This is a genomic window from Enterococcus rotai, assembly GCF_001465345.1.
GTDB lineage: Bacteria > Bacillota > Bacilli > Lactobacillales > Enterococcaceae > Enterococcus_L > Enterococcus_L rotai.
This window is the reverse complement of the sequence record NZ_CP013655.1, coordinates 2,305,211-2,330,688: the sequence shown is the minus strand read 5'-3', so window position 1 is coordinate 2,330,688 and position 25,478 is coordinate 2,305,211. Positions and strand designations below refer to the sequence as shown.

At 33.8% G+C, this 25,478-nt stretch carries 24 protein-coding genes; 1 reads left to right on the top strand and 23 read right to left on the bottom strand.

The window, feature by feature from the left end:
- Position 1: 1 nt before the first annotated feature.
- Positions 2-778, bottom strand: a complete 777-nt coding sequence (locus ATZ35_RS10850; protein ID WP_207120706.1) for a hypothetical protein — start codon at positions 776-778, stop codon at positions 2-4.
- A 235-nt stretch (positions 779-1,013) separates the two neighbouring features.
- Between ATZ35_RS10850 and ATZ35_RS10845 the strand changes: the two genes are divergently transcribed.
- Entirely contained in the window at positions 1,014-2,348 is a 1,335-nt protein-coding gene (locus ATZ35_RS10845) for a DNA cytosine methyltransferase (protein WP_244148151.1), read from the top strand.
- Positions 2,349-2,398: 50 nt separating this feature from the next.
- Here ATZ35_RS10845 and ATZ35_RS10840 read toward each other — a convergent pair whose 3' ends face one another.
- The 22 genes from ATZ35_RS10840 to ATZ35_RS10735 form a co-directional block, all read right to left on the bottom strand.
- Positions 2,399-3,127: a PmeII family type II restriction endonuclease gene (locus ATZ35_RS10840; RefSeq protein WP_208927250.1), complete on the bottom strand. Its 729-nt coding sequence runs from the start codon at positions 3,125-3,127 to the stop codon at positions 2,399-2,401.
- Between the two features lie 224 nt (positions 3,128-3,351).
- Positions 3,352-5,349, bottom strand: coding sequence for a P-loop NTPase fold protein (locus ATZ35_RS10835; protein ID WP_208927249.1), 1,998 nt, complete (start codon positions 5,347-5,349; stop codon positions 3,352-3,354).
- A gap of 46 nt (positions 5,350-5,395) precedes the next feature.
- Positions 5,396-5,959: a hypothetical protein gene (locus ATZ35_RS10830; RefSeq protein WP_208927248.1), complete on the bottom strand. Its 564-nt coding sequence runs from the start codon at positions 5,957-5,959 to the stop codon at positions 5,396-5,398.
- 74 nt (positions 5,960-6,033) lie between these two features.
- Positions 6,034-6,744, bottom strand: coding sequence for a DUF443 family protein (locus tag ATZ35_RS10825; RefSeq protein ID WP_208927247.1), 711 nt, complete (start codon positions 6,742-6,744; stop codon positions 6,034-6,036).
- Between the two features lie 129 nt (positions 6,745-6,873).
- Positions 6,874-7,506, bottom strand: a complete 633-nt coding sequence (locus tag ATZ35_RS10820) for a DUF443 family protein (protein ID WP_208927246.1) — start codon at positions 7,504-7,506, stop codon at positions 6,874-6,876.
- A gap of 67 nt (positions 7,507-7,573) precedes the next feature.
- Positions 7,574-7,879, bottom strand: a complete 306-nt coding sequence (locus tag ATZ35_RS10815; protein ID WP_206834061.1) for a DUF4176 domain-containing protein — start codon at positions 7,877-7,879, stop codon at positions 7,574-7,576.
- Positions 7,880-7,903: 24 nt separating this feature from the next.
- Positions 7,904-8,542 (bottom strand): DUF443 family protein, encoded by a 639-nt coding sequence (locus tag ATZ35_RS10810; protein ID WP_208927245.1) that lies wholly within the window; start codon positions 8,540-8,542, stop codon positions 7,904-7,906.
- 30 nt (positions 8,543-8,572) lie between these two features.
- Positions 8,573-9,184 carry a DUF443 family protein gene (locus ATZ35_RS10805; protein ID WP_279614932.1) on the bottom strand — a complete coding sequence of 204 codons (612 nt, stop codon included), beginning with the start codon at positions 9,182-9,184 and terminating at the stop codon, positions 8,573-8,575.
- Between the two features lie 42 nt (positions 9,185-9,226).
- Positions 9,227-9,859 carry a DUF443 family protein gene (locus tag ATZ35_RS10800; protein ID WP_208927243.1) on the bottom strand — a complete coding sequence of 211 codons (633 nt, stop codon included), beginning with the start codon at positions 9,857-9,859 and terminating at the stop codon, positions 9,227-9,229.
- 2 nt (positions 9,860-9,861) lie between these two features.
- A complete protein-coding gene (locus ATZ35_RS10795; protein ID WP_208927242.1) occupies positions 9,862-11,262 on the bottom strand; it encodes an LXG domain-containing protein in 1,401 nt (466 codons plus the stop codon).
- Positions 11,252-11,608: a DUF3958 family protein gene (locus ATZ35_RS10790; protein WP_208927241.1), complete on the bottom strand. Its 357-nt coding sequence runs from the start codon at positions 11,606-11,608 to the stop codon at positions 11,252-11,254. The genes ATZ35_RS10795 and ATZ35_RS10790 overlap by 11 nt, the downstream gene beginning before the upstream one ends.
- 20 nt (positions 11,609-11,628) lie before the next feature.
- Positions 11,629-11,916 carry a TIGR04197 family type VII secretion effector gene (locus ATZ35_RS10785; RefSeq protein ID WP_208927240.1) on the bottom strand — a complete coding sequence of 96 codons (288 nt, stop codon included), beginning with the start codon at positions 11,914-11,916 and terminating at the stop codon, positions 11,629-11,631.
- Between the two features lie 1,206 nt (positions 11,917-13,122).
- The gene (lepB, locus tag ATZ35_RS10780; protein WP_208927239.1) at positions 13,123-13,800 is read right to left on the bottom strand and encodes a signal peptidase I; all 678 of its coding nucleotides are present in this window, start codon (positions 13,798-13,800) and stop codon (positions 13,123-13,125) included.
- Positions 13,801-13,819: 19 nt separating this feature from the next.
- Positions 13,820-14,488, bottom strand: coding sequence for a hypothetical protein (locus ATZ35_RS10775; RefSeq protein WP_208927238.1), 669 nt, complete (start codon positions 14,486-14,488; stop codon positions 13,820-13,822).
- A 22-nt stretch (positions 14,489-14,510) separates the two neighbouring features.
- Positions 14,511-15,653 carry a WxLIP family cell surface protein gene (locus tag ATZ35_RS10770; protein ID WP_208927237.1) on the bottom strand — a complete coding sequence of 381 codons (1,143 nt, stop codon included), beginning with the start codon at positions 15,651-15,653 and terminating at the stop codon, positions 14,511-14,513.
- Positions 15,654-15,741: 88 nt separating this feature from the next.
- Positions 15,742-16,545 (bottom strand): WxL domain-containing protein, encoded by an 804-nt coding sequence (locus tag ATZ35_RS10765; RefSeq protein WP_208927236.1) that lies wholly within the window; start codon positions 16,543-16,545, stop codon positions 15,742-15,744.
- Positions 16,546-16,579: 34 nt separating this feature from the next.
- Positions 16,580-17,386, bottom strand: a complete 807-nt coding sequence (locus ATZ35_RS10760) for a WxL domain-containing protein (protein ID WP_208927235.1) — start codon at positions 17,384-17,386, stop codon at positions 16,580-16,582.
- Entirely contained in the window at positions 17,383-17,730 is a 348-nt protein-coding gene (locus ATZ35_RS10755; RefSeq protein WP_208927234.1) for an EF2685/EF0750 family sortase-dependent surface protein, read from the bottom strand. Before ATZ35_RS10755 ends, ATZ35_RS10760 begins: the two co-directional genes overlap by 4 nt.
- 13 nt (positions 17,731-17,743) lie before the next feature.
- Positions 17,744-21,880 carry a pectate lyase-like adhesive domain-containing protein gene (locus ATZ35_RS10750; RefSeq protein ID WP_208927233.1) on the bottom strand — a complete coding sequence of 1,379 codons (4,137 nt, stop codon included), beginning with the start codon at positions 21,878-21,880 and terminating at the stop codon, positions 17,744-17,746.
- Between the two features lie 54 nt (positions 21,881-21,934).
- Positions 21,935-22,663, bottom strand: coding sequence for a winged helix-turn-helix domain-containing protein (locus ATZ35_RS10745; RefSeq protein WP_208927232.1), 729 nt, complete (start codon positions 22,661-22,663; stop codon positions 21,935-21,937).
- A 269-nt stretch (positions 22,664-22,932) separates the two neighbouring features.
- Positions 22,933-24,060: a tyrosine-type recombinase/integrase gene (locus tag ATZ35_RS10740; RefSeq protein ID WP_208927231.1), complete on the bottom strand. Its 1,128-nt coding sequence runs from the start codon at positions 24,058-24,060 to the stop codon at positions 22,933-22,935.
- 440 nt (positions 24,061-24,500) lie between these two features.
- Complete coding sequence (locus ATZ35_RS10735) at positions 24,501-25,301, bottom strand: YdeJ family lipoprotein (protein ID WP_208927230.1); 801 nt, start codon at positions 25,299-25,301, stop codon at positions 24,501-24,503.
- Positions 25,302-25,478: the final 177 nt, after the last annotated feature.

The window sequence follows — 25,478 nt, the reverse complement described above, 5'->3', positions numbered from 1 at the left end:
GTCAATCCATATTATAATAGTTCATTATACTATTTGATAAAACTGTAGCTTGATTTTTATATACGTCATCACTAGATTTTGTTTCTTGCCTAGTGAATATACTAGTATAATATCTCTTGATATTATTTTCAATTTCATCATTTCGAATAGTCATATATTCATCATAAATTCCTTCTCCACTTTCTTTGTCTTTAAATCTATAATATTCTGATTTTTTTTCATTTCTAAAATCATTATAGGAGACATAATAGTAACTTGTACTTGTAATCATAAAATCATTTGTTTGAAGTTTTTCATTTAACTGTTTATTTAACTGCTCAATTAATTTATTAATATCAAAATTTTTTAAAGATGAATCAAATATCCAATGATTCTTTTTAGCTTTTCCTTTATATATATTTTTCGACATTACATCAGCATTAACTGAAAATTGTTTATTATTAGCATGAAAATTAATTCTATCAAACTGATAAAAACTTACATTTGACATGTGTCCTCGTTCATTATTTAAAACGTAGTAAAAATTTCCATCATCATAACTTTTCCTATTAAAACTTAAGGAAGGAGCAGTATCTTCTAATTGCTTTTCTGAAATTTCATTAGCCTGTAGTCCAATCTCTTTAGCTACTATATTACCACTATGTACTAGGCTATTCGCTTGAAATAAAAGTGATAAAGACATGACTCCAAAAAGAAGTTTAAAAACAGGAGTAAAATTCTTATTGATCCAACTTATTCCATTAACACTTTTTTTAAACCTCATCTTTAATTTATCCATAATAATAAACAACTCCTTATTCATTTATACTATTTATTAGTATAACCCATTAAAAAAAATAATACAGTCTAAATGTTCGTTTTTACAACTCTAAAGTTTAAATAGAATTACATTAAATTTTAAAAAAAGTACACTATATAATTCTCTACTATAACTTTAATGTTGACTTGGCATTTGAACTCCATTATAATTGGGTTGTTAAATATATTTTAAACTTATCGAAGGGGTATCTTCTATGTTTATCAATAAAGATATAGTAAAATTGGCTATGAAAAAGAATAATATTGCTACTCAAACTGAGCTTGCTGAACGAATTGGAATGAGCAAAAGTCAACTTTCACAGATGTTATCAGATGACTTTTGTCCTATAAAAACAAACGTTCTAAATCTAATGAATGAGTTAAAAATTCCTTTTAAGGAGTTAATAATTGAAGAAACTGGTGAGCACATGGAACAGCTAGAATTAATTACTGATGAATCTATTGCTAATAATATAAATAGATATGAATATAAATTGGATAGATATACTGATGTTAAAAATATTTCGCCTCAAAAAGATTACACAGTTCTTGAAACATTTGCCGGTGCCGGTGGACTTTCTTTAGGATTAGAAGAAGCTGGTCTTAACTCGATAGGTGCTATTGAATTAGATAAAGATGCTTGTAAAACTTTAAAGAAAAATCGACCTCATTGGAATGTGATTCAAGGGGATATTGTAAACATTGCAAATAATGGAATAAAAAATCACGAATTATTCACTCTTGATAAAGAGTTAGATGTTTTATCCGGTGGGTATCCTTGTCAAAGTTTTAGTTACGCTGGTAAAAGACATGGACTAGAAGATATACGTGGAACATTATTTTATCCATATTCTCAAATTTTAAATGAGCTAACTCCCAAAGTTTTTATAGCCGAAAATGTAAAAGGTTTGGTAAATCATGATGAGGGTAGAACTCTCGAGACAATGCTTGATGTCTTCTCACAATCTGGTTATACAGTATATTGGAACGTATTAAATGCTTGGAATTACGATGTTGCACAAAAAAGAGAGCGCATTGTAATAATTGGAATCAGAAATGATCTGATTAAAAAGCAAAAGAAACCTTTTGCTTTCCCAGAGATTTCAACAACAAAGCCCGTACTAAAAGACGCTTTAAAAAATGTACCTGATAGTCAAGGAACGCCCTATTCAGAAAAGAAAAAAAAAGTTTTAGAATTAGTTCCCCCAGGAGGTTGCTGGGTTAATCTTCCCGAAAATATTGCAAAAGATTACATGGGTGCTTCTTATCACTCTGGTGGCGGTAAAAGAGGTATGGCTCGAAGAATTTCTTGGGATGAGCCTTCTCTAACTTTAACAACTTCTCCTAGTCAAAAACAAACAGAACGTTGCCACCCCTCTGAAACCCGTCCATTCAAAGTTAGAGAATATGCCAGGATTCAAAGTTTTCCAGATTCTTGGAAGTTCGAAGGAAGCGTCACAAGTATATATAAGCAAATTGGGAATGCCGTTCCCGTTAAATTAGCTAAATATGTGGGGCTGGCTGTTATAGATTACTTAAATCAATTTTAAAGTAAGAAGCAGTCTTTTGTATTTACAACAAATGACTGCTTCTTTACTATTTATTCATCTATACCATCAACCTGTTGCAACTGCATCGCTAACTGATTAATGGTTTTTTCTAAAAGCTCAGTTCCATCAAATTCATTAGCTATTTCCCCAATTGCATCTGTGAGCTTATTATAAAAGTCCTCGTCTCCAGTTAAATGATACCAAAAATCTTTTCCAGCTAATACAGTATAATCTTCAGCTAAATTCTTATAGAATGCGCTTAAATCATTATAAGTTCCATAAAAAACCCCTACAACACAGTCCATATTTGCAATAGGAATACCATTAGTACGACCTAGATTAATAACATCTCGAAAATGGTTTCTTATAGTTGTAACATCATCTTTATTTATTGTTTGGGGTCCAGCTTTGATTTGGCAATATTTTTTTCTTCCGTCTAATTTATCTATAAATTCAATATCCATTCCTGTTGTTGTTGACCCATATCCTTCAAGTGTAGTATTGACAAAAGTTTGTAAATTTTGTCCAAATGATGTGGTAATTGAAGTACCCAAAACTCTAGGATATATTAATGCTTTCGCCAAGCTTTTGGGGTCATCATTTCCCGTCAAAAAGTTTGCCAAATATTTATGAGTAAATGGATTAACTTTAAATTCCTTTATATTTTCTAGCTTCTCTGTGTTTTTCACATGATTTTCAGCAATTATTTCTCTAAAAAATTTTTTTGCCTTTTCTATAATTTCTTCATTGTTATGATTCATATTTTTTTCATCAGTCATTTTTTTCACTCCAGTATGTTTTAAATAATTGGTTAAATTATACATCGAAAAAAGAATAAAGTACAGTTAGTTAAAATTTGATAGTAAAAACTTGCTAGATTGTGTAACTATTTTTCCATTTTCAGCTTTTTTCCTAAAAATATTTGATTACTCTCGTGAATATAAAGTTTCTGCTCCTTCAAATAATTTTAACTTACACACAATATTTTATCTTATATTCTTATTTAGAAAACTCTATCACATAGTTTAATCAACCAGTCTTTCAAATACGGTCTAGTTTTATTAACAATAAATTTCTCCAATTCATCACCGTACTCATCCTCCAAACCGACAGACCAAAAATTTTCTTTCTTACTAAAAAAGTCATTTGAAATTTCAACATACGGAACTCCTTGTTTTTTCAAAAATGGAATAAATTTATTTCTATCACTTGATTTATGTGAAGTTAATCCCGGATAACCTACATACGAATATGCCATCAATTCATTCATAAAATTTCTTTTTATTATGTAGCAATTATACAACGGTTTATAATTTTCATCTAACTCTTCAAAATATGGATAGAAAACTATTACTCCTAAAATCTCGTTTTTATTGATTTCTATATCCTTCTCAGCACTAGATTCTTTGTTAAAACTGTGATGCATTATAAATTCTAATTTAGCACTATAGTAATCTAAATTTGTTGCATCAATAAACAAACCACAACATTCTAAATAATAATTCAAAAATTTTTGTTCAGCTTCCGACCCCAGATAGGCATGCTTTTCATTTGACCAGTCTTTAAGAAAAGTTATATAATTTTTCTCAAATATCCTGTAGTTATTATAAAGAAATGCTTTTTTGAAAATTTTAGATGATTGATCATACACCCTATATTCTACACTTTCTAGTAATCCTATAATTGTTTTATTTTTTTCAAAATTTGTTACACTTCTACTTATATCTTCCATAAAAATATAAGGATAAATATGAAAACACTTCTTTAACTCTAAAATTAATTTTTCTAAAATTAATTTTATTTTCAAGTTATCAAGCCTGTATCTCAAAATAAAATCTTCTAAAAACTCAAAAATTTCATTTGAGGAAAGTTCTTCAAGTATGGAAAGGAGTTCTAAAAACTCTATATAAAACAAAGTAACTATATCTTTGTATTCATATTTCAAGCCTTCAAAATAACTTGAATGATGTAAATAAAATAGCGACAATGAATTTGAAAGAGAAAACTTTTCATTACTATTAATTAACGAGTTAATCATCTTTCTATTATTTCCGCATGTTTGATAATAACCATCTATCAAACTATATAACCTATATCCTCGTTCTAATTCTAAATTAATTGCTTTTAATGCATACTCCTCAAATGTTAGGTTATTTAAATATATAAAATCACTTACATATTCTTTTGAGTGCTCTTCCAAATAAAGCCCACTAGATAAATCAGTAATAAGTAGTGTCACCAAATTTTTATTGAAAAACATTCCCTTATTTTGTAAAATTATTTTTTCAACCTTACTATGTTCAAGTTTATCTATCTCATCAATAATTAAAACTATTCTATACTTTTTCAATATACTTCTCATAAATTCTTCTAGTTGAACATGCTTCTCTTGAATTGTAATTTCTTTGCTAAACTCCTTTGCAACTTGTTCCTCCCTAGAAAATTTTTGCTTTTCGGAATTTTCTAAGGAGTCTGTTTTAGAATTACTAAATTCACTTTTTACTTGTAATGGAATCCAATTACCTAAAAATCTCAAGCCAAACTTATTATAAATACTATTAAAAAATGAGGTTTTTGTCTCTACATCCGTTTCATTTTTATCACTTTGAGAAAAAATATTACTTTCCTTTATTTGATTCTCAAAAAGCAATAGTAAATCTTTTAATTTTTCAAGTATACTAATGTCAGACTTCTTACTAAAGTAATCATAAAGTGCCTTAATAATAAGTATTCTTAAATTATTATCATCACTATAAAAAGGAATATTTATTTTTATTATCTTTTCTGAGTCAGTTAAACTAGATTTTTCCATCTTTAAAAAAGCTAATTCTTTTATACTTGTTTTCCCTGTACCTCTCATACCAGAAAATACATAAAGCCCTTCCCCTTTGGACATTACATCTATAAGTTTTGAACACACATTTAATTCACTCCTCGTGAACTTAAATCTATCCATATTTTCATAACAAAAAGGAGCTGTATCATGTTTATAAATCCCCATCTCAAACCCTTCTTTCTAATTCTAGATTGTTAATTATTATCATTTTTTATGATAGACACTTCATTTTTTCAATATATCTATAAGCCTTTATCCTCTTAACTGGTGAAACAATACATATAAAGAATATAAACAGTGTTGTGAAAAAAATTGAAGCAAGAAGCAACAATAGCGAATATTCCTTAAAATAAATTGGAAGCAACGAGAGTATTACCATAACAAAAAGAAAAATAATCAGTAGAAAATTCTTCCTCATTTGTTTTCTTCCTTTAACAAGATACGCTTTTAGTTCATCTTCGCTAACGTTAGTTAAATAATTCAACTTATTTTTATCACTATTAGCAATCTTATTTATTAACAAATTAAAGAAAGCACCACCTAAACAACCAATAAATAAAATTAGTGCTATTAAAGTAACAGGACTTAAAGAAGATTTAAAAAGTACATTCCCAAATACATAATAAATAGTCACTCCTAAAAATCCTGACAATATCGTTGATCTATAAGAAGTCATCTCAATTTCAACTACTACTAACTTTTTTGTTACTGTATCTAAAAATATACTCTTTTCCCCTGCTTCACCATTATATACAGCAACATATCTTTTCCACATTTTAGCTCCTCACTCCTTAACTCGAGAACATTCTCCAAATGCGACAAATATGTCTATCAATAGCTATTGATCGGTTATCTCTTTTGATATATTTTGTATTTCCCTGTATTTATTGATAGATGATTGGTTAATAGAAATAATAAAAACAACATCACCAAACATAAAGAGATAATCCAATAGCCTTCCGTTATCACAAGCAAAAATCCCGCTATAATCACTAATGATAGGAACATAAAGTACACACCTAATTTTTTTAAAGTGTCAACTAACGAACCTGGTCTCACCTTAATTTGAGTAACAGACAATTCATCATATTTAATTATTTTCAGCATGGATTTCTTTGATTGAAAAGACCAGAATACTCGAATTATCAAAGCAGGAAATAGTGTTATAAGTAACAGCATAAATATGTACCGACTTGGCGGAATCATCATAACTGTATTTCCAATTTCAATAATTCGGCTATTTTCTATACTTGTTGAAGCATAAAAAAGAGTTAATAACTTGGGTAATACTATATTAAAAATTAAAATCATTAGCACTATTAAAATGCTGCTTAACACTTTTCTATTTTTAGTTTCAACTCGATGAGCTAGCAAATCGTCAGCTTGGCTTTTATTTAAGATGTACGCTTTTTGTGGCATTAGCCAATTTAATCCGAAAAAGAAATAACCTAAGAATGAACTATCTTTGTCAATTAGATAGTAGTTTGATTGAGAATGTATTACATTATAACGATGGTTATTATACAGAGGTTTTGCAGCGGTAAACTCCAGCTTTATCACATCCAATCCATTTTAATATTGTTTTACTTTAGTTTTGGAGAAGTCTAATCGTCTGTACCGTGTATATAGGAAGAGTCAACAACCATAAAGTTATTGACTCTTATTTGTACGTTTAATTCTTCCAATCTCTTAGTCTTTTATATGAAAACGACTACCGTAAGGAAATAGATAACTTCTATTCATAAATATAAAAATAAGTACACTTAAAATAAAAACTACAATGAAATCAAACAGATAAACAATCGTTATATAGATTATCCCTACTGCAATCATAACTATCAAAATCAATCGAATAATACTATGCTTCTTGTAATATGTAGAAATACTCTCTTTCTCAATCTCAATTGTTACATTGTAACCTACTCCAAATAATACTTTTCTAAGCTTATGCTTATTGTAGAACATAATAATAGATCTAAAAATAAGCAAACAGCCAAATGTTATCAGTAAATAAATTGCACGTTTATCTAGTTCAGAAGTAACATCAAGCTCTTGAAAAAAAATAGTCGATAGTTTGTAAACTGGTCTTCCAACAAACATCGATATAGCAACAGTAGCCATAATACCATACTCTTTTTGACCATTAGACACTAGCTTATTAAACATTCCTTTATCTATCTCAACTGCTCTAAAAGGGAAGAACCAAACTAAAGTAGGGAGAAAATAAGCCAAGATATTGCTATCCATATCAATTAAATAATAGTTTGTATCTAGTTCAGCTAGTTTGTACCTTTTATTTGTAGATTCATAAACTTTCATCATATCTCAACATATAGCCCTACTATACCGCTATTTTCCCTTTCCATTACATATAAGATGAGCACTTTATTTAGCTTTTAAGATTTAAATTAGGCAATCCTTTCATCACAGAATCTCCTAAATCTTCAACAGATTTTTTATAAAGTTCTTCAAAACGTTGTTCATCTTCATCACGATATCCTTCAAATAAAACTTTATCGATATTCTCTTCATTAAAATATAAAACTTGTTCTGGATTCATTCCGATGGGATACACGCAACCCGCGTAATCATATAAAAATGATATCCCTTCTTTTTCCACGATAGGTCCTCTATTTATTATCATTACTTTAGCTCGTCCATCTTTTAAATATAAGATTGTTCCTAATGTCTGCATACTTTGTTCCCCCTGTTTTAATTTCTATTCATCTTTTATTTCAATCAACAATTCTACATCCGTTTCTGGTGGCTCAATCGTTGTGTTAGCAATTGAGATTAGATATTCAACCATACATATAACTGGGATAAGGATAATATTAAGATAAGACGTTAAAAAAGTAATACTAAAATAGAACACAACTGCATAACAAAAAATGACAACTAGTAACACTTTCCCAATATAGTTATATTTGCTCTTAAAACCATCCATAAATTTAAATCTAATTAAAACAACTTTTTCATTCGAAAGTAACACGTGATTTTTTCTGTATCTATAAAAATAGCGAATAAGTATAACTATTACCATAGAACAAAATAATACTGTTCCTGCAACTAATTGTGGATTTGAAAATCCCCTGAGATCACCAAATCCTTTATTCGTCATTCTAATCAAAACACTTGCTAAAATAGACGAAGATATTATAATTGCTCCAGATGATTTTCCTTTTGAATTACTTTCTTTAAAAATAGGCAGTTCTTCGTTCATATATCCTTTAACTGGGAAAAACCAGACTAAGAAAGGGAATAACCAAGTTAATTTGTTGCTATCCATATCTAATAGTATTTTTTGACCATTATAGGTCAATTGCTTATAACGTTTATTTTCGGTTTTTACTATCACATTCACCAGCTCCAAACAATCTCACAGGTTTTATTTTTTTAGAGATAAATGTATAGTTTCAGGAATTTTTTCACTATAGTTTCTAAACAAAATATTTATCAAAAAAAAGTAATATACGCCTAATCCTAAAATATTTCCTTTAAAAATAAAGATACTTCCAAAGAAATACAACGCTACAATTGATATAAAGATTCCTACACATACTTTTAACAATTGGCTCATCAGTCCACTAGTTTTTTTTGACACTACTATTTCATATTTTTTAATATCACTAAGTCTTTTTAACTCACGATTTGAACTATACCATCTGTAGTAAAAAACAGCTGCTGTAACAACTATAAGGCAAAGGAATAGCTCAATAGGATGCCCTTGTAAGAAAGACAATTCACCAAAACTTTTATCCGTATTCCTAATCAAAGCACTGGCTAAAATTGAACTAGTTAATACAATCAATCCTTTTGACGAACTCTTTTTTTTTTGTTTATTATCTTCTTTTACAGCATCATAACAATAAGCATTTTTCGGAAATAACCATACAGCCCAAGGTACTATCCATACCAGTTTGGATGTATCTAAATCTACTAACATTTTTTTGTTATTTACCTCTACTTCTTTAAATCTTCCACTAAATATTATTAACAACCCCAATCAATTAGAGTATTCCAAATGTCAGTGATTTCATATTTATTTTTTTTCTTTAGTAACAACAAATGTACAGTCTTTCTCTGGATGTGCAATTGTAGTATTAATAATCAATAAAAAGTATTCCACAAGAAGAATGAGCGGTAAAATAATAATATTAGGATAGTCATTTATAAAGTAGCTACTAAAAAAAATAACAATCCCGTAACAAACTATTGTAAGAATAAAGACTTTATAGATATATTCGTACTTTCCTATAATTCCTTTATTAAAGCTAAATTTCAAGTAAACTATTTCTTTATCTTGCATAAGTAAGTTATTTTTTTTGTATCTCCAAAAATAGCGAATTAAATAGACCAAAATCATTGAACTAAACAGTATAACCATAATTATTTCTCGATAATTTGAAAGTTTTGATAAATCACCAAAACCACCATCTGTCAGACGGATAAGAATGATTGATAAAATCGGTATTGAAAAAACTATACCACCTTTTGTTTTTTTCTCCCCTGTCTTATCAGATGGTAGGGGAGTATTTCTATATCCTTTAACAGGAAGAAACCAAACTAAAAAAGGGAAAAACCAAGTTATTTTATTACTATCCATATCTAGTAAAATACTTTCATTTTTATAATTAAAATGTTTATATCGCTTATTTGTAGTTTTTTCGATCATTTTCACCAACTCCAATTGGTTAGAGAATTCCAAGCACCATCAACCGCACTGCGTACCTGCTTAATCCCTTGCCCAATATTATTTACTTTTTTTCCAGTCCAGTCCAAACCATCATCGATCAAATTCCCCGTATTTTTTGCTAAATCTTTCATTCCTAAAAAGTTTTTATTGAATGCAATAGTGGTTGCAACAGTGACGACAGCAGCAACTCCAACAGCGGCCCAGCCAACAGGTGTCGCCACAGCTGCTACTGCAAAACCTGTTGTAACTAAACTATTTATTCCTAAAGAAACTCCAGTCGTAACAGCAGAACTTGCAAAAGCTTGACCAAATGAATCGCCAGAGGCAAGACCCAATACGGTTCCTATTCCTAAGCCAAGTGAAGTTGCTTTGGCTGTAGACCCTAAAAAGTCTGTCGTGGCATTGAACATACTATTAGCAGAACTTGTAATACCAGCTGTTAATCCTTGGTTTACTGCGCCCATCCATGAACCATATGGTGCATTTTTGTATAATGTCCCAAACATCAAACCGAGAGAAAGTGCAAGATCATCTCCATTATGTTTAAGTGTTTCTTCTATTGTCGACATACTAAAATCAACAAATAATCCTTGTAGATCATCTTTATGATCTCTAAACCATTTAATCGCTTTTTCGTCTAACCTCATTGATGGATCTTTTTGAGCTATCTCATAGACCTTAATTGCATTTTCTATTGAATAAGGTAATTTCATTAAACTATCTAGCTTTTTCTGATTTGCTTTTTGGTAAGCTGTTTGTACTGTTTTCGTCCAATCCAACGCTTTCCCTTTCGGAAGCGAAAACGTCCCAGTCGCAGGATTAAACCCACTATTCGCCTGCTGCAAGCCTTGCGACAATGTCGAATAAAAACTATTCACTCCATCAAAAATAGCAGGCGATGTCCCATTAAACGTCATTAATTTCTCTAACTTCTGCTCTAAATCACGTTTCGTCGTCTCTAACGATTCAATAATCCGCCGATTGGCTTGTTCCAACGGATTCGTTCCAGTCGGAAGCTTTGGCAAGCCTCGATTAATACTCTCCATATTCAGGATCGACGTATTGATTTGTCGGATTCGTCTTTCTAAGTCATCTGACTTCAAATCAATACTATCGACCTCAGATGTATATTGATCCACAAATTTTTGACAAGCTTCTGCTGTCATCTCTGCGCCTACTTCGGCACCTTGAACTAAAGGTTGGATCACTGCCGCAAAGAATTCTTTGGCAGAGTCATAGCCTTTACTTGATAATTCGCCTGCGCTCATAAACTGTTGATTACTTTGCATCAAAGACGTATAGCCTTGTGCTAATTGGCTACACGCACTTTTAACACTGGATGCTTGGCTTCTCGCTTGACCGAGGTACATATCAATACTCATGCTTTTCCGACCTTTCTTCTTTTGTTTTTATTTCCTGCCAGTGTAAGTCTTCTTGTTGATCTTCTAATGCTCTTGTTTGTTTTTTTAGTTCTTGCTGTTGCTCTTCTAAAAAGTCTTGAACCCCTCGGCTTTGCCAGTTGATTTGCTCGGCCATATCTTGATATAACATATCTGTCTGGCTTTGGGCAAATTCTTCTTGTAATTCATTGAATAATTGCTTTTGATAGAAAAAATATTCTTCGTAGTGTTCTTCTGTTTGGTTGAGGTCACGTTTTAGATCTTCGAGTTTTTTTTGTTCGCGTTCGAGTTGGATTTTTTGCTGGTTGATTTCTTCAAGGTTGGACATACTTTATTCCTCCTTTCAGCTTAAGGAAGCATTTGGTTATACTGCATTTGAGCGATTCGTTGATCAACTGCTTCGAATTCAGCTGCCACTGACCGGATATTGTTACTTGCTTGGGTAACGGCTTGGACAAGTGAGGTGTTAAAGGTCGTTAGTTGCGTGATAGCCTGTTGCGCATTGCTATTGCCTGCAACAGTTGTTTGGGTATCTTTTGTGATCGTTGTCCCTTGATTTAAGGAGCTCACGGATGATGCTATAGAAGTAGCGACAGCTTGTGCTACTGCGGAATTACTGTTTATATCCTTTGGCATCGTTTTTTCCTCCTATAATTAAAAAGTAAACGTCTAACGACTTAGTTTTTATAATAGTATATATACTTAATTGTAATTCGTAAACAACTCAATGTAAATATATAATTTTCAAATGTTCCGTTTGCTTACTTAAAAGGAAATTATAAAATACATTTTTCAACTTAATTATGTGTTCCGTTTTTAGTTTTTAAATTGATCCAAAAATATGCTCTTTTTTCCTACTTCACCATTATATACAGCAACATACCGTTTCCGTATTTTAGCTCCTCATTCCTTCACTCGAAAACATTCTCTAAATGTGACAAGTATGATTACCAATTCTCGGTTATTTCTTCTTTACGAATGATACTTGGGCTAAAATAGTAGACAGTGAAGACTTAATGCGCTCTTACTACGGTCGTTTAAAAGCTGAAGCTTTCCGAGGAGGTAGAGTTTTAGGATCTTTCACAGGGTCACATACGTTCACAAGTGGACATTTACTCACAGCTTTACGAGGTGTGTCTTATACAGTGTCCTATAAACGACAAGCAAATGGAAATTACTTTACTACTGTAAAAGTAACTGATATATTTGATTTTGCTTGGGAACCAAATGGATATAGTAATAATTTTGCTGTCGGTTTTGGGAATAACTATTGCTATGCTATGCAATCTCGTGGATATATAAAACCTTATAAAATTGAAATAGTAAGATCTATGTCAAGATAAGATAAGACAGGAGTGAGTTTCATAAAATATAATAAGTTGCTAATCATTACACTTAGTTGTCTATTTATAGTTTTGAAAGTTGTTGGAACTTTTCTGACACTGAATTTTTTACCTATTCAAGACCCTGAAACATTAACAATGGAAGAAAAGTTTAAACTGCAAAAAGAGTTTTCTATCAATTATGATTTAGGAAATTCTATGATAAATCTAAGCAAACTATTTTTTGTAGTTTTGATAGCGTACTCGATATACTCACTTTATGTTTTTTGGAGAATTACTCACTCTGACAACAGTGTTTTCATCAAATAAGATTTTTTCCTCCTTTACGTACTTATATGTAAAGGGGGTTTTTATATGGATCAAATTATGCTATCAGAAAATATTACTGATGATGGGAAAGGTGTTTTTTTATACAGTCTTTAGTTCATCTTCGCTAACTTTGAATATAGCATAAAAAAAGGATGGAACATCTCCATCCTTTTTGTACTATATTCCCACTCTAAAAACTCTTCATCTCACCAAACGGCAAAAGCTGCATCGCAACTTTCCCAATCACATTCTCTTTTGCAATCAAACCATAATGCCGACTATCGGTCGCATACGGTCGATTATCCCCCAAAACCAAGTAGTATCCCTCAGGAATCACAACAGCAGAAGTTAACGTTCGATTCGTGAAATCTTCTGTATAATTTTTACCGTTGCGTTGGCTTTCATTGATTTCATCCATAATAAATTTTTCGTCTACTGGCTGGTCATTCACGAAAAGTGTATCGTCCGTGTACGCAATTTTTTCTTCTGGCAGACCAATGATTCGTCTAATTTGCGTGTTCCCATTGCCACTTTTAAAGGCAACTAAATCAAAGCGTTTGAAGCCAGTTGTTTTTTGAACAAGGACCTGATCTTTTTCTCGTAACGTTGGGATCATACTAAAACCATGAACCGTTACGATCGTCAGGAAAAAGGAACTGATGACAAGTATCAATACGACACTCAAACTTATAGCAACGATAAATTCTTTTAGATAGTTTTTGACAGGTTGTTTTTTACGTTTGGTCTTTTTATTATGGTGTGGTCTTTTTTTGTTTCCTATCTTTTTTGCTGGTACTTTTTGAGAAGGACGTTTTTTTCTTGCGGTTGTCGGTTTCTTTTTTATTGTGCGCTTTGATTTTTTCTCCATCGAAAATCACTCACTCTGATTACTTTTCTTCTTTAAAAGCAGATTCATTCACTTTGTAATAATCAAAAGTTTCTTTTTCATAGACTTGCGCTTTCTTGATATCGGCTAAAAAACTATCCACCAATTCTTGGTTGCCGAAAAAGTTTTTGGTTTGCGTACTTGCATTCATCCCTAATTGCTTGACTGAATTATAATAACGATTCAAGGTGATTTGACCTTCTTCTGAATTGACGTCACTCGCTTTTTTTGTCCCATAGCTTGCCATAGAGGTGGCTAAGTAACGAAGGTTTTTTTGTAATTTTTCTTCCTCATCACTTTTATCACGAGCTATAATCAACTGGTCTTCAAAATCCCGCAATAGATAGTAGCCTTTCACAACCGAATCTGAATCCTCCGTTGTCAAATTCATCGACTGATAATAAGAAAGATACGACATCCCACCAGCTAAAATAGCTGTTATTACTGCCATTACCCAAAATAAGCGTACGCTCTTTTTTTTCTGTTTCATCAACTGCTGTTTTTTTCGTGCGATTTTTCTATTTTTCTTTTTATTTTTAAATTTCTTATTTGGAAGTTTTTTTAGCAGTCTACGTTTATGAAAAAACTGTACTAAAAAATAGCCTGACCCTAGGAGCGCAACAATTGACAGTGCTATCCCTATGATGAAAATCCAATCTAAAACAGACATACACTACAGCTCCTATACTTTCCTAATCCTTTTTCTTACTGCTTTTTCCATTAGATGACCCTTGTTGTTTCTTCTTTTTACGTTCTTTTTTTAAGGCTAATTCTTTTTCTTGTTTTTTCTTATTACGTATGCGAATAATCACGAAAATTAGGATAATTAAGGCTAAAATACCAACAACGATTAGGGCGATCAATTTCCAGTCCAGCCCTTTTTCTTGCACTAAACCAACATCTCGCTCGTTGAATTTGTTCGCATCTTTATCTGAAATGTTGAAGTCTTTGGTCCATTTCCATTTTTTATCGCCAGAGGTCACGAGAATGTTTGCTACATAATCTCCTGCAACCATCCGCTCACCGTTCATACTGACAGGAAAGTCAATAAAGGAATTTGGTGCCATTCTCATTGCGGTTTGTTTGCGTTCATATAGAACAGTCTCTTTCCCTTTCTCTGTGATTTGAACTTCAACAGTCATATTATCTAAATACGCTGCCATCACATTAGAGTAATTCACAAAAATAGCATTGCGATAATTGCTTTGGCCAGCTTTCACACTGTTCAATTTTAAATCTGGTGCAATAGCTTTTTCTGATTCTTGTAGTACAACACCAATCACATAGGCATATTGGTTAATGATTTTTGAGCCGCCTTCATTAGAAGTGGTGCCATTTTGATCTGCTCTCATCAACTGGATACCACCAGCAATCACTCCATCATAACTTGTTTCTGGCATTTGAATGGTCAAATCAAGATTCTTGGTTTCTCCTGGTGCTAGCTCAACTGATTCTGGTCCAGTGACAATATCGGTAAAATCAAATTGTACGGATGGATCGTTTTTAATTGTTGATTCACCGTATTCAATCACACCGTTTTGGTTCGTCTTTGCCCCATTTAATTTAACGTCAATCGTCACTTTTTCAGTACCAGGATTACTTAATGCGATGGAAATCTGTTGATTTTTACCTGGCTCCATTTTTAATTTAAAGTAGCCTAAATCTTTTTTTACTTGATTATCTGGAAACGTAATACTGTACGTAAACCCTGTAACACCTGCTGGATTCTTATCAGCGGAATAACCAGGAACTGCTTTTAAAAAAAAGAGCCCAATAACCACGATACTCAAAAAAATACTTACCCATTGTTTTATAGATCCTATATGTGATTTCATAACTAACCTCGTTTATTCTAAAGTATATTTTCTATGTACACAGAGGAACAAGTTAAACTTGTTCCTCTACAAAAATCGAAGATCCTGCTTATGCTTCTGGCGTTTCTTCTGCAGCTGGTGCAGCAGTAATTTTCCAAGTTACAGTAGCAGTGTAATCCGCTACAGCCATGTTTGAAGCAGTTGCTGCAGGAATTGTTAATTTTACAGATTCTTCATCTGTTCCTGGTGTTCCGTTTTGTGATGTTGAGCTTTGACCAAATTCGATGATGTGACGGCCTTTTCCTTCTTTTTTGTCTTTGTCAGCTACAACGACTGGTTGTGCATCATTCTCTTCTTCTGTTAATTGGAAACCAGTTTTAACATTTGAAGGAACAGCATTTGTGTTATCTCCTTGCGCTACAGCAAGTCCATTGCTAAAGTCAATTGTTGAACCAGATAATACGTTTGTTCCTGATGTGAATTGTTTTGTTAATTGTGCTGTGATTGTATAACCAAAAACGCCTCCGGCACGAACGTCAGCCCATTGTACATAAGCACCACGTTTTGTTGTTCCACCGTTAAATGTCATTGGTTTGGCATAGCTTGTTACAGCATTAGCAGATGTTTTAACAGAACCAAAATTCAAATCAGTCGTTTTTTCAATAACTAAGGAGCCTTGTTCTGTATTTGTATTTTCACCTGGAGATTCTGGATCTGGTTTCGGTAATACTTCACCTGGTTTTTCTGGATCGACTGTTTCAGATTCACCACCACCAGCAGTTCCTTCTGTAACTGTTACAGTCCCTTCTGAAGTTAGTTCAGTTGGTGCTGCGAATGCAGGTGTTGCTGCTCCTAAAACCGTTACTCCCAAAATTGCTACTAATGTTGATGCACAAAGACTTTTTGCTTTCATATTGCTATTCCTCCTAATTGATTGTGTGTTTTTATTAAGGCAACTTGGCTAATATCCAAGTTATCTCCGTTTGGTATTCTACCGGATGAATCTTCGTTGCTTCCGGTATACTTAGTGTGATTGCTGAATTGCTATACACTGGTTTAGTATAAATACTGTCTATCACTGGTTTTCCTGCTTGATCTACTACAGGTGTCAGTGTGACAGGTTGATTGCTAGAATTCGTATCCGATGCGCCAAAGGCAATGGTCCAAACACCTTTACCGCTGTCTGCTCTGGCAGTTGCGACTTCATATGCTGACCCAATCGAATTTAAGGCAATCGTTTCTCGCATCACGGTAGGCGCTTCACTAGTACCACTGGAATTGGCCCAGCCTTTATCTAGTGAAAGAACCGCACCTTTTAAATCCTGCTCATTCGTTTCTTGAATAATAGGATTCGTAAACTGATAGTTTTGTTTGACTTGTAGGCTCCAACCGGACGATTCTGCTTGTTGATCGGTAATTTGAATGTAGGTCCCTCTAGGACCAGTTTCACCAAAGAACTGTTGCGCAAGAGCGTGATAATCACGTCCATTTTTAGAAATCTTGCTTTCACCAAAATCAAGAGAAGAAACGTAATCAATACGAAGTGACCCTTCAGTTGAAGGGCTCTCCCCCGGATCAACAACATTCTCTGGATTTTCAGGGTCAACAGGATTGGTTACCACACTTCCCTTGATACTAACTGAGCCTGATTGATCAAGCGTTTCAGGGGCAGCTTGGGCAATGATGCCTGATTCAATGGCTAGAAACAAACTGGCGATTGATAACGACCAGATACCGACTTGTTTTAACTTCATTTTTGCTCCCCCTTCCTACGTTTTCGTAAAAAGAGAAGCAATAGCAATAGGAATAGAATACCTATGCCGAAAATGCCGTAGTTTTTTATTAGCTCTCCCGTGCTAGGAAGACCTTTACCAGCTGGTTTCACTGTTGTACTCGGAGTTGTCGTTGTGGATGAACTTGGTTCAGTACTGGTAGAGGAATCAGACGGTTCTGTCGATTCTTCGTAAAATGAAATCTTACCGCCTCGATTGACTTGCCCACCTGTTCCTTCATTCGCACTTGAACTGTTTGAGTAACTAAACATGCCTATCAACACAACCAGAGAGCAGACGATTAATTTTATTGTTTTATGTTTCATTTTCCACTCTCCTTTATGGTTGTCCAGCCATGACTTTCCACGTAATTACGCCGACATAATCTCCGGTATAAACGGTATCAGATGAATTGATTTGCAATTTTATCCCATCAGTATTTGCCGTTTTGCCCCAACTGTCACTGATATCAAAACTACCTGCTGTGCCTTTACTATTGGTGTAAACGACCTGCGCATTATTATTTAAAATTGTTTCCTTACCACTCGTAACATAACGCAGAGCATTGACTAATTCTTGACCGCTATCGTTTTTCATCGGTGTTGTCAATGTAGCCGTTAAGTTCCAACCGTTTTTGGCATCTGCCCGAGTATCTGTGACCACTAATTGCTGATCAAATTCTGGGTCTTCTACTCGTTTCGTTGTTGCATTATACGCTAGCGAGCCAAAGTCTAAAGCACTTGGTACCGAGGTCAAACTCAATACGCCTTGCAATTTGTATTGAACCGTTAGTGCAGTATTATTAATCTTCACTGCAGTTTCATTTGCTGGTCGTTCGGCAATATCATACCCGGCTTTCGTTACATTCGTAAGTTGTGTGGTGACACTCTCTTCTTTTGTTAAGTCAATCGTGTCCCCGACTTGCGTATTTAATTTAACGGTATAGCCAGATAATACTTGATTTGCTTCATTCAAGAATTCAACCGATAATACGGCATCAACATCAACTACTGTCACTTGAATCGTCGTTGTAATGTCTGTAGGCAATCCTGAATCAGCTGCTTTTACTGTTAATGTCACAGGATATGCTTTTGGTTGAAGTTCGCTCACATTATTTAAGCCACCAAAGTCCGTTACTGTTACAAATTGAGTCAGGTCTGTTTTGGTTCCATTTGCTAGTTTATAGGCTTCTGGCTTGCTATGCTGTAGGATATAATCCTTTAATTCTGTTTCTGATAGATTTCGAATATCTATATAAGATGCCTCAAAATCAGAACCTGAAACACCCGAAGCTTGTTCATAGACCACTAACGTTGACTCAACGACTTTGGTATTCGGCGCTGGATTTCCATCAGCATCAACCGCCTTGTCAGATACATTGATCTGTACCGTGTGTGTTCCTGGCGTATTCGCTGCTGTTTCTGCCGTAGTAGGATCCGTATAGGCATAATCAAAACCAGTATTGACTGGACTTGTATCACTAACGTCTTTCACCATGTCTTTTGGTGCAGGTAACGTATCCCCTTTTGTCATGTAATAGGTCACCGGTGAAGCTGTAGGTGGTGTTTTATCCAAGACTGTTTGTGTCACTTCTTCGGCTTTTAGATTCGCAAATCCGTAGGCGTGAATGACACTTCCAGCGGTAAAATAATGCCCGGCTGGTACGGTTACGGACCAATTCCCTGCCGCATCTGATTTCGTTGTAAAATTCGCACGGTATTCAGCTGGAGTAGACGTATCTTCTACAGGTGATTTTATACTATCAGTTGATGGATCAAAGGCTGCCGTGATCGAGTTATTGACTGGTACATCCCAGATACGGATATAGGCATTTGGAATCGCATAGCCAGATACAGTGGTCGAACTGTTATTGCCCCGATTATCGGTTGCAATGCTATGAATCGCAATATTTGGATCTGGAACCCTGGTAAAGAGAACTCGTTGTTGCCCTCTCGTTGTAAAATTCGCGTTAAATCTAGTTAACGTTTCATTTGTCATCGCATTAGATGCTGTGATCGTAGGATTAAAGCCACTTCCATAAGCTAATCGCATATTACTCATCGGAATGTACTCATAGGTATACCCATTATCGCCATCAGCTCCGCCAGCCACATTATTCAGTGACCATTGGAAGACGTTTTGAACTGAAACATCTAGGTTTCCTTGAGACCAAATCAAGCCATTATTTGTCGTTGTTCCACTTGTCAATGCTTTGTTTTTTTGCAGATTCACACGTTTAGCATCTGAGAATTTAAAGGTTGATGACGCTCCACCCATTCGCAATAAATATTGCGTGATCGATGTGCTATCGCTTTGAATATCAAAAGAAGCATTCGGTTGGACGATAAAGGTTGAGTTATTTGCAACATAGAATAAATCAGTTGTACTGGCGCCCATGTTTACACCCTTCACATTTAAATTCCCTGAAACGTTGATTGATCCGCCATTCATATAGATTGGGTTATAGTTTATATTATTGTTACCCGTTCCAGAATAAGCATCTGTTTGGATATTTACCGTCGCATCTTTCCCAATGTTTAACTCAGATGAAGCTGATCCTAGGTAAACCGCACCACCATATGTCGAATGATGGTTTAAGATATCTACCGTGGAACCTTCCCCTACGGATAATGACCCACCTGAAATGTTTAAGTTGGTATTGTAATACTCGGCTGCAGTTGTTTGATCGCCACGTTCCAGTTTAAGTTTGACATTTTTACCGATGGCAAAGCTGCCTGATGGCATATACAGTACATTCGAACCTAGAGAAGAAATGTAAACATCAGCATTATCTTCTACAACGGCTGTAGAAATCGCTAAGCTTCCTTGTTGATAGTTATTTACATTCCATGTACGGATCGTTGTGCCATCTTTTTTTATAGAAGTCCATGTACGTTGTTGTTCCAAATGGACTTTGTTTTTTAGTGTTAACGTGGTTTGTTGTGACTCTAAAAACTGTGTCCCATAACCAGTATAATTATCCATTGTCATCTTTCCGCCATTATTACCATTGTTAAAAATCATTGCGCCCCAATAGTTGCCGTGATAGACTGTCATATTGCTAAATTGGATATCCCAAGCTTTTGAACCATAGTTATTATAGGCTTGGAATGTAAAGCAGAGTGAACCGAAATCTAGTGTGTAATTATTCCCATTTACTTTAACAGTTCGCGCATTTCCTTGTAGTTGGAAATACATGTGAGACTCTCCACCAGAAGCAATTCCTATTGATGTCGCTGAGGTAACGTTTTGCGAGTATCGTAAATACGGACTATAAATAAAATAACTAGACGAATAAGTTGGGGCATTTGTGTAGATATCATTTAACAGTTCCACATTCGTTACCCATGGGTCATTTAGACCAATTGTGTAACCTAAAAAGTCTGTCACATTTCTCGTATTGGTAGCCGAAGCAGTATCATAAGAAATATTCGCATTGCTTCGATTTGTTCCCGTTAACCCATTCGTGGCACTTTCAGTCGCCGTGTACGATGAAATATAAAATGGACCAGAATAGTTTGAAGAACTCATGTTAATGTTTTGAAATTTTAAATCCCAATAGCCAAAAGTAGTACCGGAATTTCCTGATACATAGCTTGATTGGTCTAGAAAACCGATGGCTAAGTTTCCAAAATTAAAGTCATGACCATTCCCATCAATTGTCAGGGAGCGTGCAGTCGCATTTTTATTGATATACAAATAGACATTTTGTGCACTCGCTAGATCAACTGAGCTGACACTAAACAAATCCTTATAGTTATTCAACGTACCCGACAGTGTAATATCATTTTGTAATGAAATGGTATTCACTGTGTTATCGGCGATTGCTTCAACAAAACTTTGCCAATCTGTCACTTCTGTTGTTCCAGCGGCTCGAGTGCTTAATGCCCGTGGTTGAGCGAGATTTAAACTGTCAGGAGCTTGACTATTTTTTGTACCCTCTTTTGATTCTTTAACGACAACTTTTAACTCTTCTTGACCAACACTACTTGCTTCATCGGTCAATGCCAGTGAATAATCGCCACTTTTTTCTGTTAATAATGCTAATTTCAGGGAAGATCGATTATTATTCACTGTGATAGTCAATATCCGTGTTTCTTCATTCCAATTAAAAACAGGAAACGCTGCTTTTGGGTCTTCCTGTAAAAGCATGGCTCTTTCTTCAGTTTCATTAAACTCTATTCCTTCAGGAAGACGAACTTGCCAATCTTTTTTTGACTCACCCAAATCAGTTGATGAACTACTCTCATCAGACTTTTTTAGCTCGTTTTCAGTTCTTGTGTCAGAGATCTTAATATGAAATACTTCATTTACATAACGTTCATCTTCAACAGTTGTCAACGAAATCGGTGATTTGGCAAAAATTTTATTTGTAGAAGAATGCAGCTGTGAAAACATAGCTAAAATAAGGATCGAAAGAATGGCTATGCTCATTCCAACTAATTGAAATTTTCTTTTTTTAATCATTTCATTCATTTTCCCTCCTACCCTATTAGTTTAAAAAGAATGTTCCCAGTTTCTTCACCTCCTTCAAGCTTTCTTCATCCCAACATTGTTTACCTGTGGATTCAGTGCTAATTTGTATCCAATTGTTCGAACTGTTTTAATGAATTTCGGCGTGGTGGGGTCTTCTTCTATTTTTCCTCTTAAATGGAATATGATATTACTCACTCGATACTCTTTTTTCTCAGCACTTTCGTTTCCCCAAATATGTTGGTAGATTTCTTCATAGGTCAATGCTTTATCGTGCTTGTCAAACAGTAGTTCAAAAACTTTAAATTCCAATTTTGTTAGACTGATTTCGACTTTTCCTTCTTTTAAAACACTGAGATTTTCTGGAAGTAGTTCTAATAAGGGGTCAGTCGTTGGCATCATCTGTAAAACATTGGGTTCTTCCTTATTCTCAATCCGTTTTAAGATATTTGAAAATTGTAAGACAAACTCATCTTCATAAACAGAGACACCATCTGCACCTAGTTGTAGGTAAATTTTCTTTTTTGTTTTTGTTTCTTCATCATTTTCAATTAGCAACACCCAGATCAATTTATTTAATCTCGTTCTTAATTCCAGAATATTTTTGCAAATATTAGATAAATCACTCATAGTGGATTCTTCAATAATAAATGCATCTATACTTGCTAGTTCAGAACCTACATCTCCTACTTGTAAAATTGTAACTTCATGACCTAAGCTCACCAATTCTTTGGTATAATCCAATACAGGTTGAGACGAATCTCGAAAAATACCGATAGTGTACATCGCAGGTACCTCCTACTAAATTTATATCCAGAACTAAATACTTTTCGTAGTGTGCCTTCAAAAGCAAAATACTATTGAAGACGTTTTGATCTGAAATTTATACTCATCACGTTAATAATCGAACACGCAAGAATGAATATCCTGAAAGAATTAAGTTCAAGATATTCATTCGATCCATCCCATTATTGCTCGTTTCTTTGTAAGATTTGACCATTTTTTTGACGGCTAAAAAATAGACACTCAGCGTTTTGCTGAATGTCCTTCTTGCATTATAAGGGGATCGTTTCATCATAATTAAGCTGTCTATCAATTACCATCATTGCCGAGCGTCTCGTCTCCCACAATGAATCCGTATAGATGTCGAGTGTCATTTTGGTTGATGCATGTCCTAAGATCTTACTCAATGTCGCAATATCAATTCCTGATTCAACACATCTCGTTGCGAAAGTATGACGAAGCGCGTGAAAATGAACTGGACCTATTTTTGATTCGTCTACTATTTTTTTAAAACGATAATTAATAATACGTGGTTCTGTAAAACTATTTTTGCAGGAAATGACAAATATGCTAGTACTTTTTTGCTTTTTTTCCAATAAATATCTTTTTAAATTTTTAGATATTGGTATGGCACGTTCTCCATTAATTGACTTTGGTTTCCCGATAATAATCTCTGTTTTGTGTGGTTCTGTTACTGAAGGGATTCTAGAAATGGTTCTTTTCACAAAAATTTTATTGTGTTTAAAATCAATATCTTCCCATTTTAATCCACTGATCTCTCCAATTCTCATTCCCGTATACAACGCAATGATTTCTGCCGAACACTCTTTTTTATATAAAGCAATCTGTTCCAATTTTTTTTGTTGCTTTCTATCTAAACTTTTTATTTTTGGTTTAGTTAACGTTGGCAACATAACCCCTTGGCAAGGGTTTTTTGAAATTCTATTATCATTTACAGCTTTTTTTAGAGCACTTCTTAACATACTAATAATACTGCGAATAGTGTTAGACGAAAGATCTGATAGATGCATTGAATATATAAATTTGTCTATATCAGCTGTTTCTAGCTCAGATAATGGCTTATTTTTAAAAAATGGCGAAAGATGGCGTCTAATTCGCCCCCTATAATTTGAATAAGTAGAAGGTTTGATTCTATTTTTCATTAAAATATTTAACCAATAATTTAACCATTCATCCACCATCATTTCTTCTTGCACAACTGTTTCTCCATATATAGAATAGTCTGCATTTTTTTTTGATAACTTTTCTTTTGCTTCATTATATTGTTTTCCATAAACATATCCATAGACAATTCTACCTTCCTTATTCCGGCCTTTTCTATAACGACCTTCCCAGCGACCATCTTTTCGCTTATAGATATTTTCTCCTCTTTTTGACATACTTTTATCCTCCTAGACATTTTGAATTTGACGGTTTTTTGACGGCTAAAAAACGAATTATACCTATAAATATCTCTTTTCTAAAACGAAATCAATCAATAAAACAACGAATTTTATCAATTTTTTTACAAAAAAAAGAAAAAATTGATAAAAATTGATGTTTTTTCTACTAGACTAAATAAAATTAATAGAATATACTTATACAAGTAATCAATTCCACTCTTTTGATTACATATAATAAAGAACAAATTATCTTGAACTTAATTCTTTCAAGATATTTTTCAATAAAAAACGAATAATACTAAATTTTATTGTGGATTTTTTCTTATCCAAATAAAATATGCATAATAAACAAATATAAGAACATTAAAGCTAAATACAAACAGGCAGTTTAGAAATTTTTAATTTTCTAAACTGCCTGTTTGTTAAGTTAAATCGAGTTACTTCTGTATCTTTATCAAATCTAACACATCTCTTGGCTTCCCTACATCCACTGTTACCACTTGGACATTATCCAAAATATCCTGAGTCAACGCTCTCACTTTTTCTGGATCATTGGCAACTTCTGCCCCGATTTGCCAATGACTTGGTACTGGATATACATTGATCATTCCGTTTCGATTGCTTGTATACACGATTTGCCCTTCCGCACTATAGCTACCGTAAAGCATAATGGCATCAGTCGGATACGTGGCGCTTCCTTTATCATATGGATTGAGCGGTGTTTCTGCAGTTATTGTTTTCGCATTTAGTTCTGACGGTTTCACACCAATCAATGTCAGCCACACACGAGTATGTTCAATCTGATCATCTGAATAGCCAAGCAATAGTTTATCGTCTCCTGTCGCTTGTTCTGCTGCTTTGGTGGTGTCTGCTTTTGCTTTTTCTAATGCTTTGTTGACTTCAGCTTCCTTTTGTTGTTGCGTTAACGCACTTATTTGGCCTTGAGTATCAAGCATGGCTTTCATTAAAATCAATTTTGCAGGAAACGTCGCTTTTAGTTCTTCATTTTTGACCATTTCAATTTCCTTATTCAAAGTATCATAGTCACTTCGTTGAACCGTTTCTTTTGGTCTATTTCCGTCAAAGGATTCATTGATTAACTTTTTGATTTTCTCTACTTGATCCACTTGCTCTGTCGCATTTTTAAGGATAGAGTCGATAGCTTCTTTCCATTTCCCTTTTAGCTCTTTAATTTCGGAGACTGTATCTGTGACTTCGACAATTTTTCCTTTCGTCAAACTTACTGTGATCGGCAGCTCATTTTTGATATTATGACCTTTGATAGCGGGTTCTTTTGAGCTGAATAATTCATTTGTTTCTGTCTGTATCGCTAATTTAGTATTCGCAAGAGTAATTTTTTTCTGTAAATTTTGAATAGTCGTTTCTACTGTATTGGCGTTTATCTTCTTGTCATA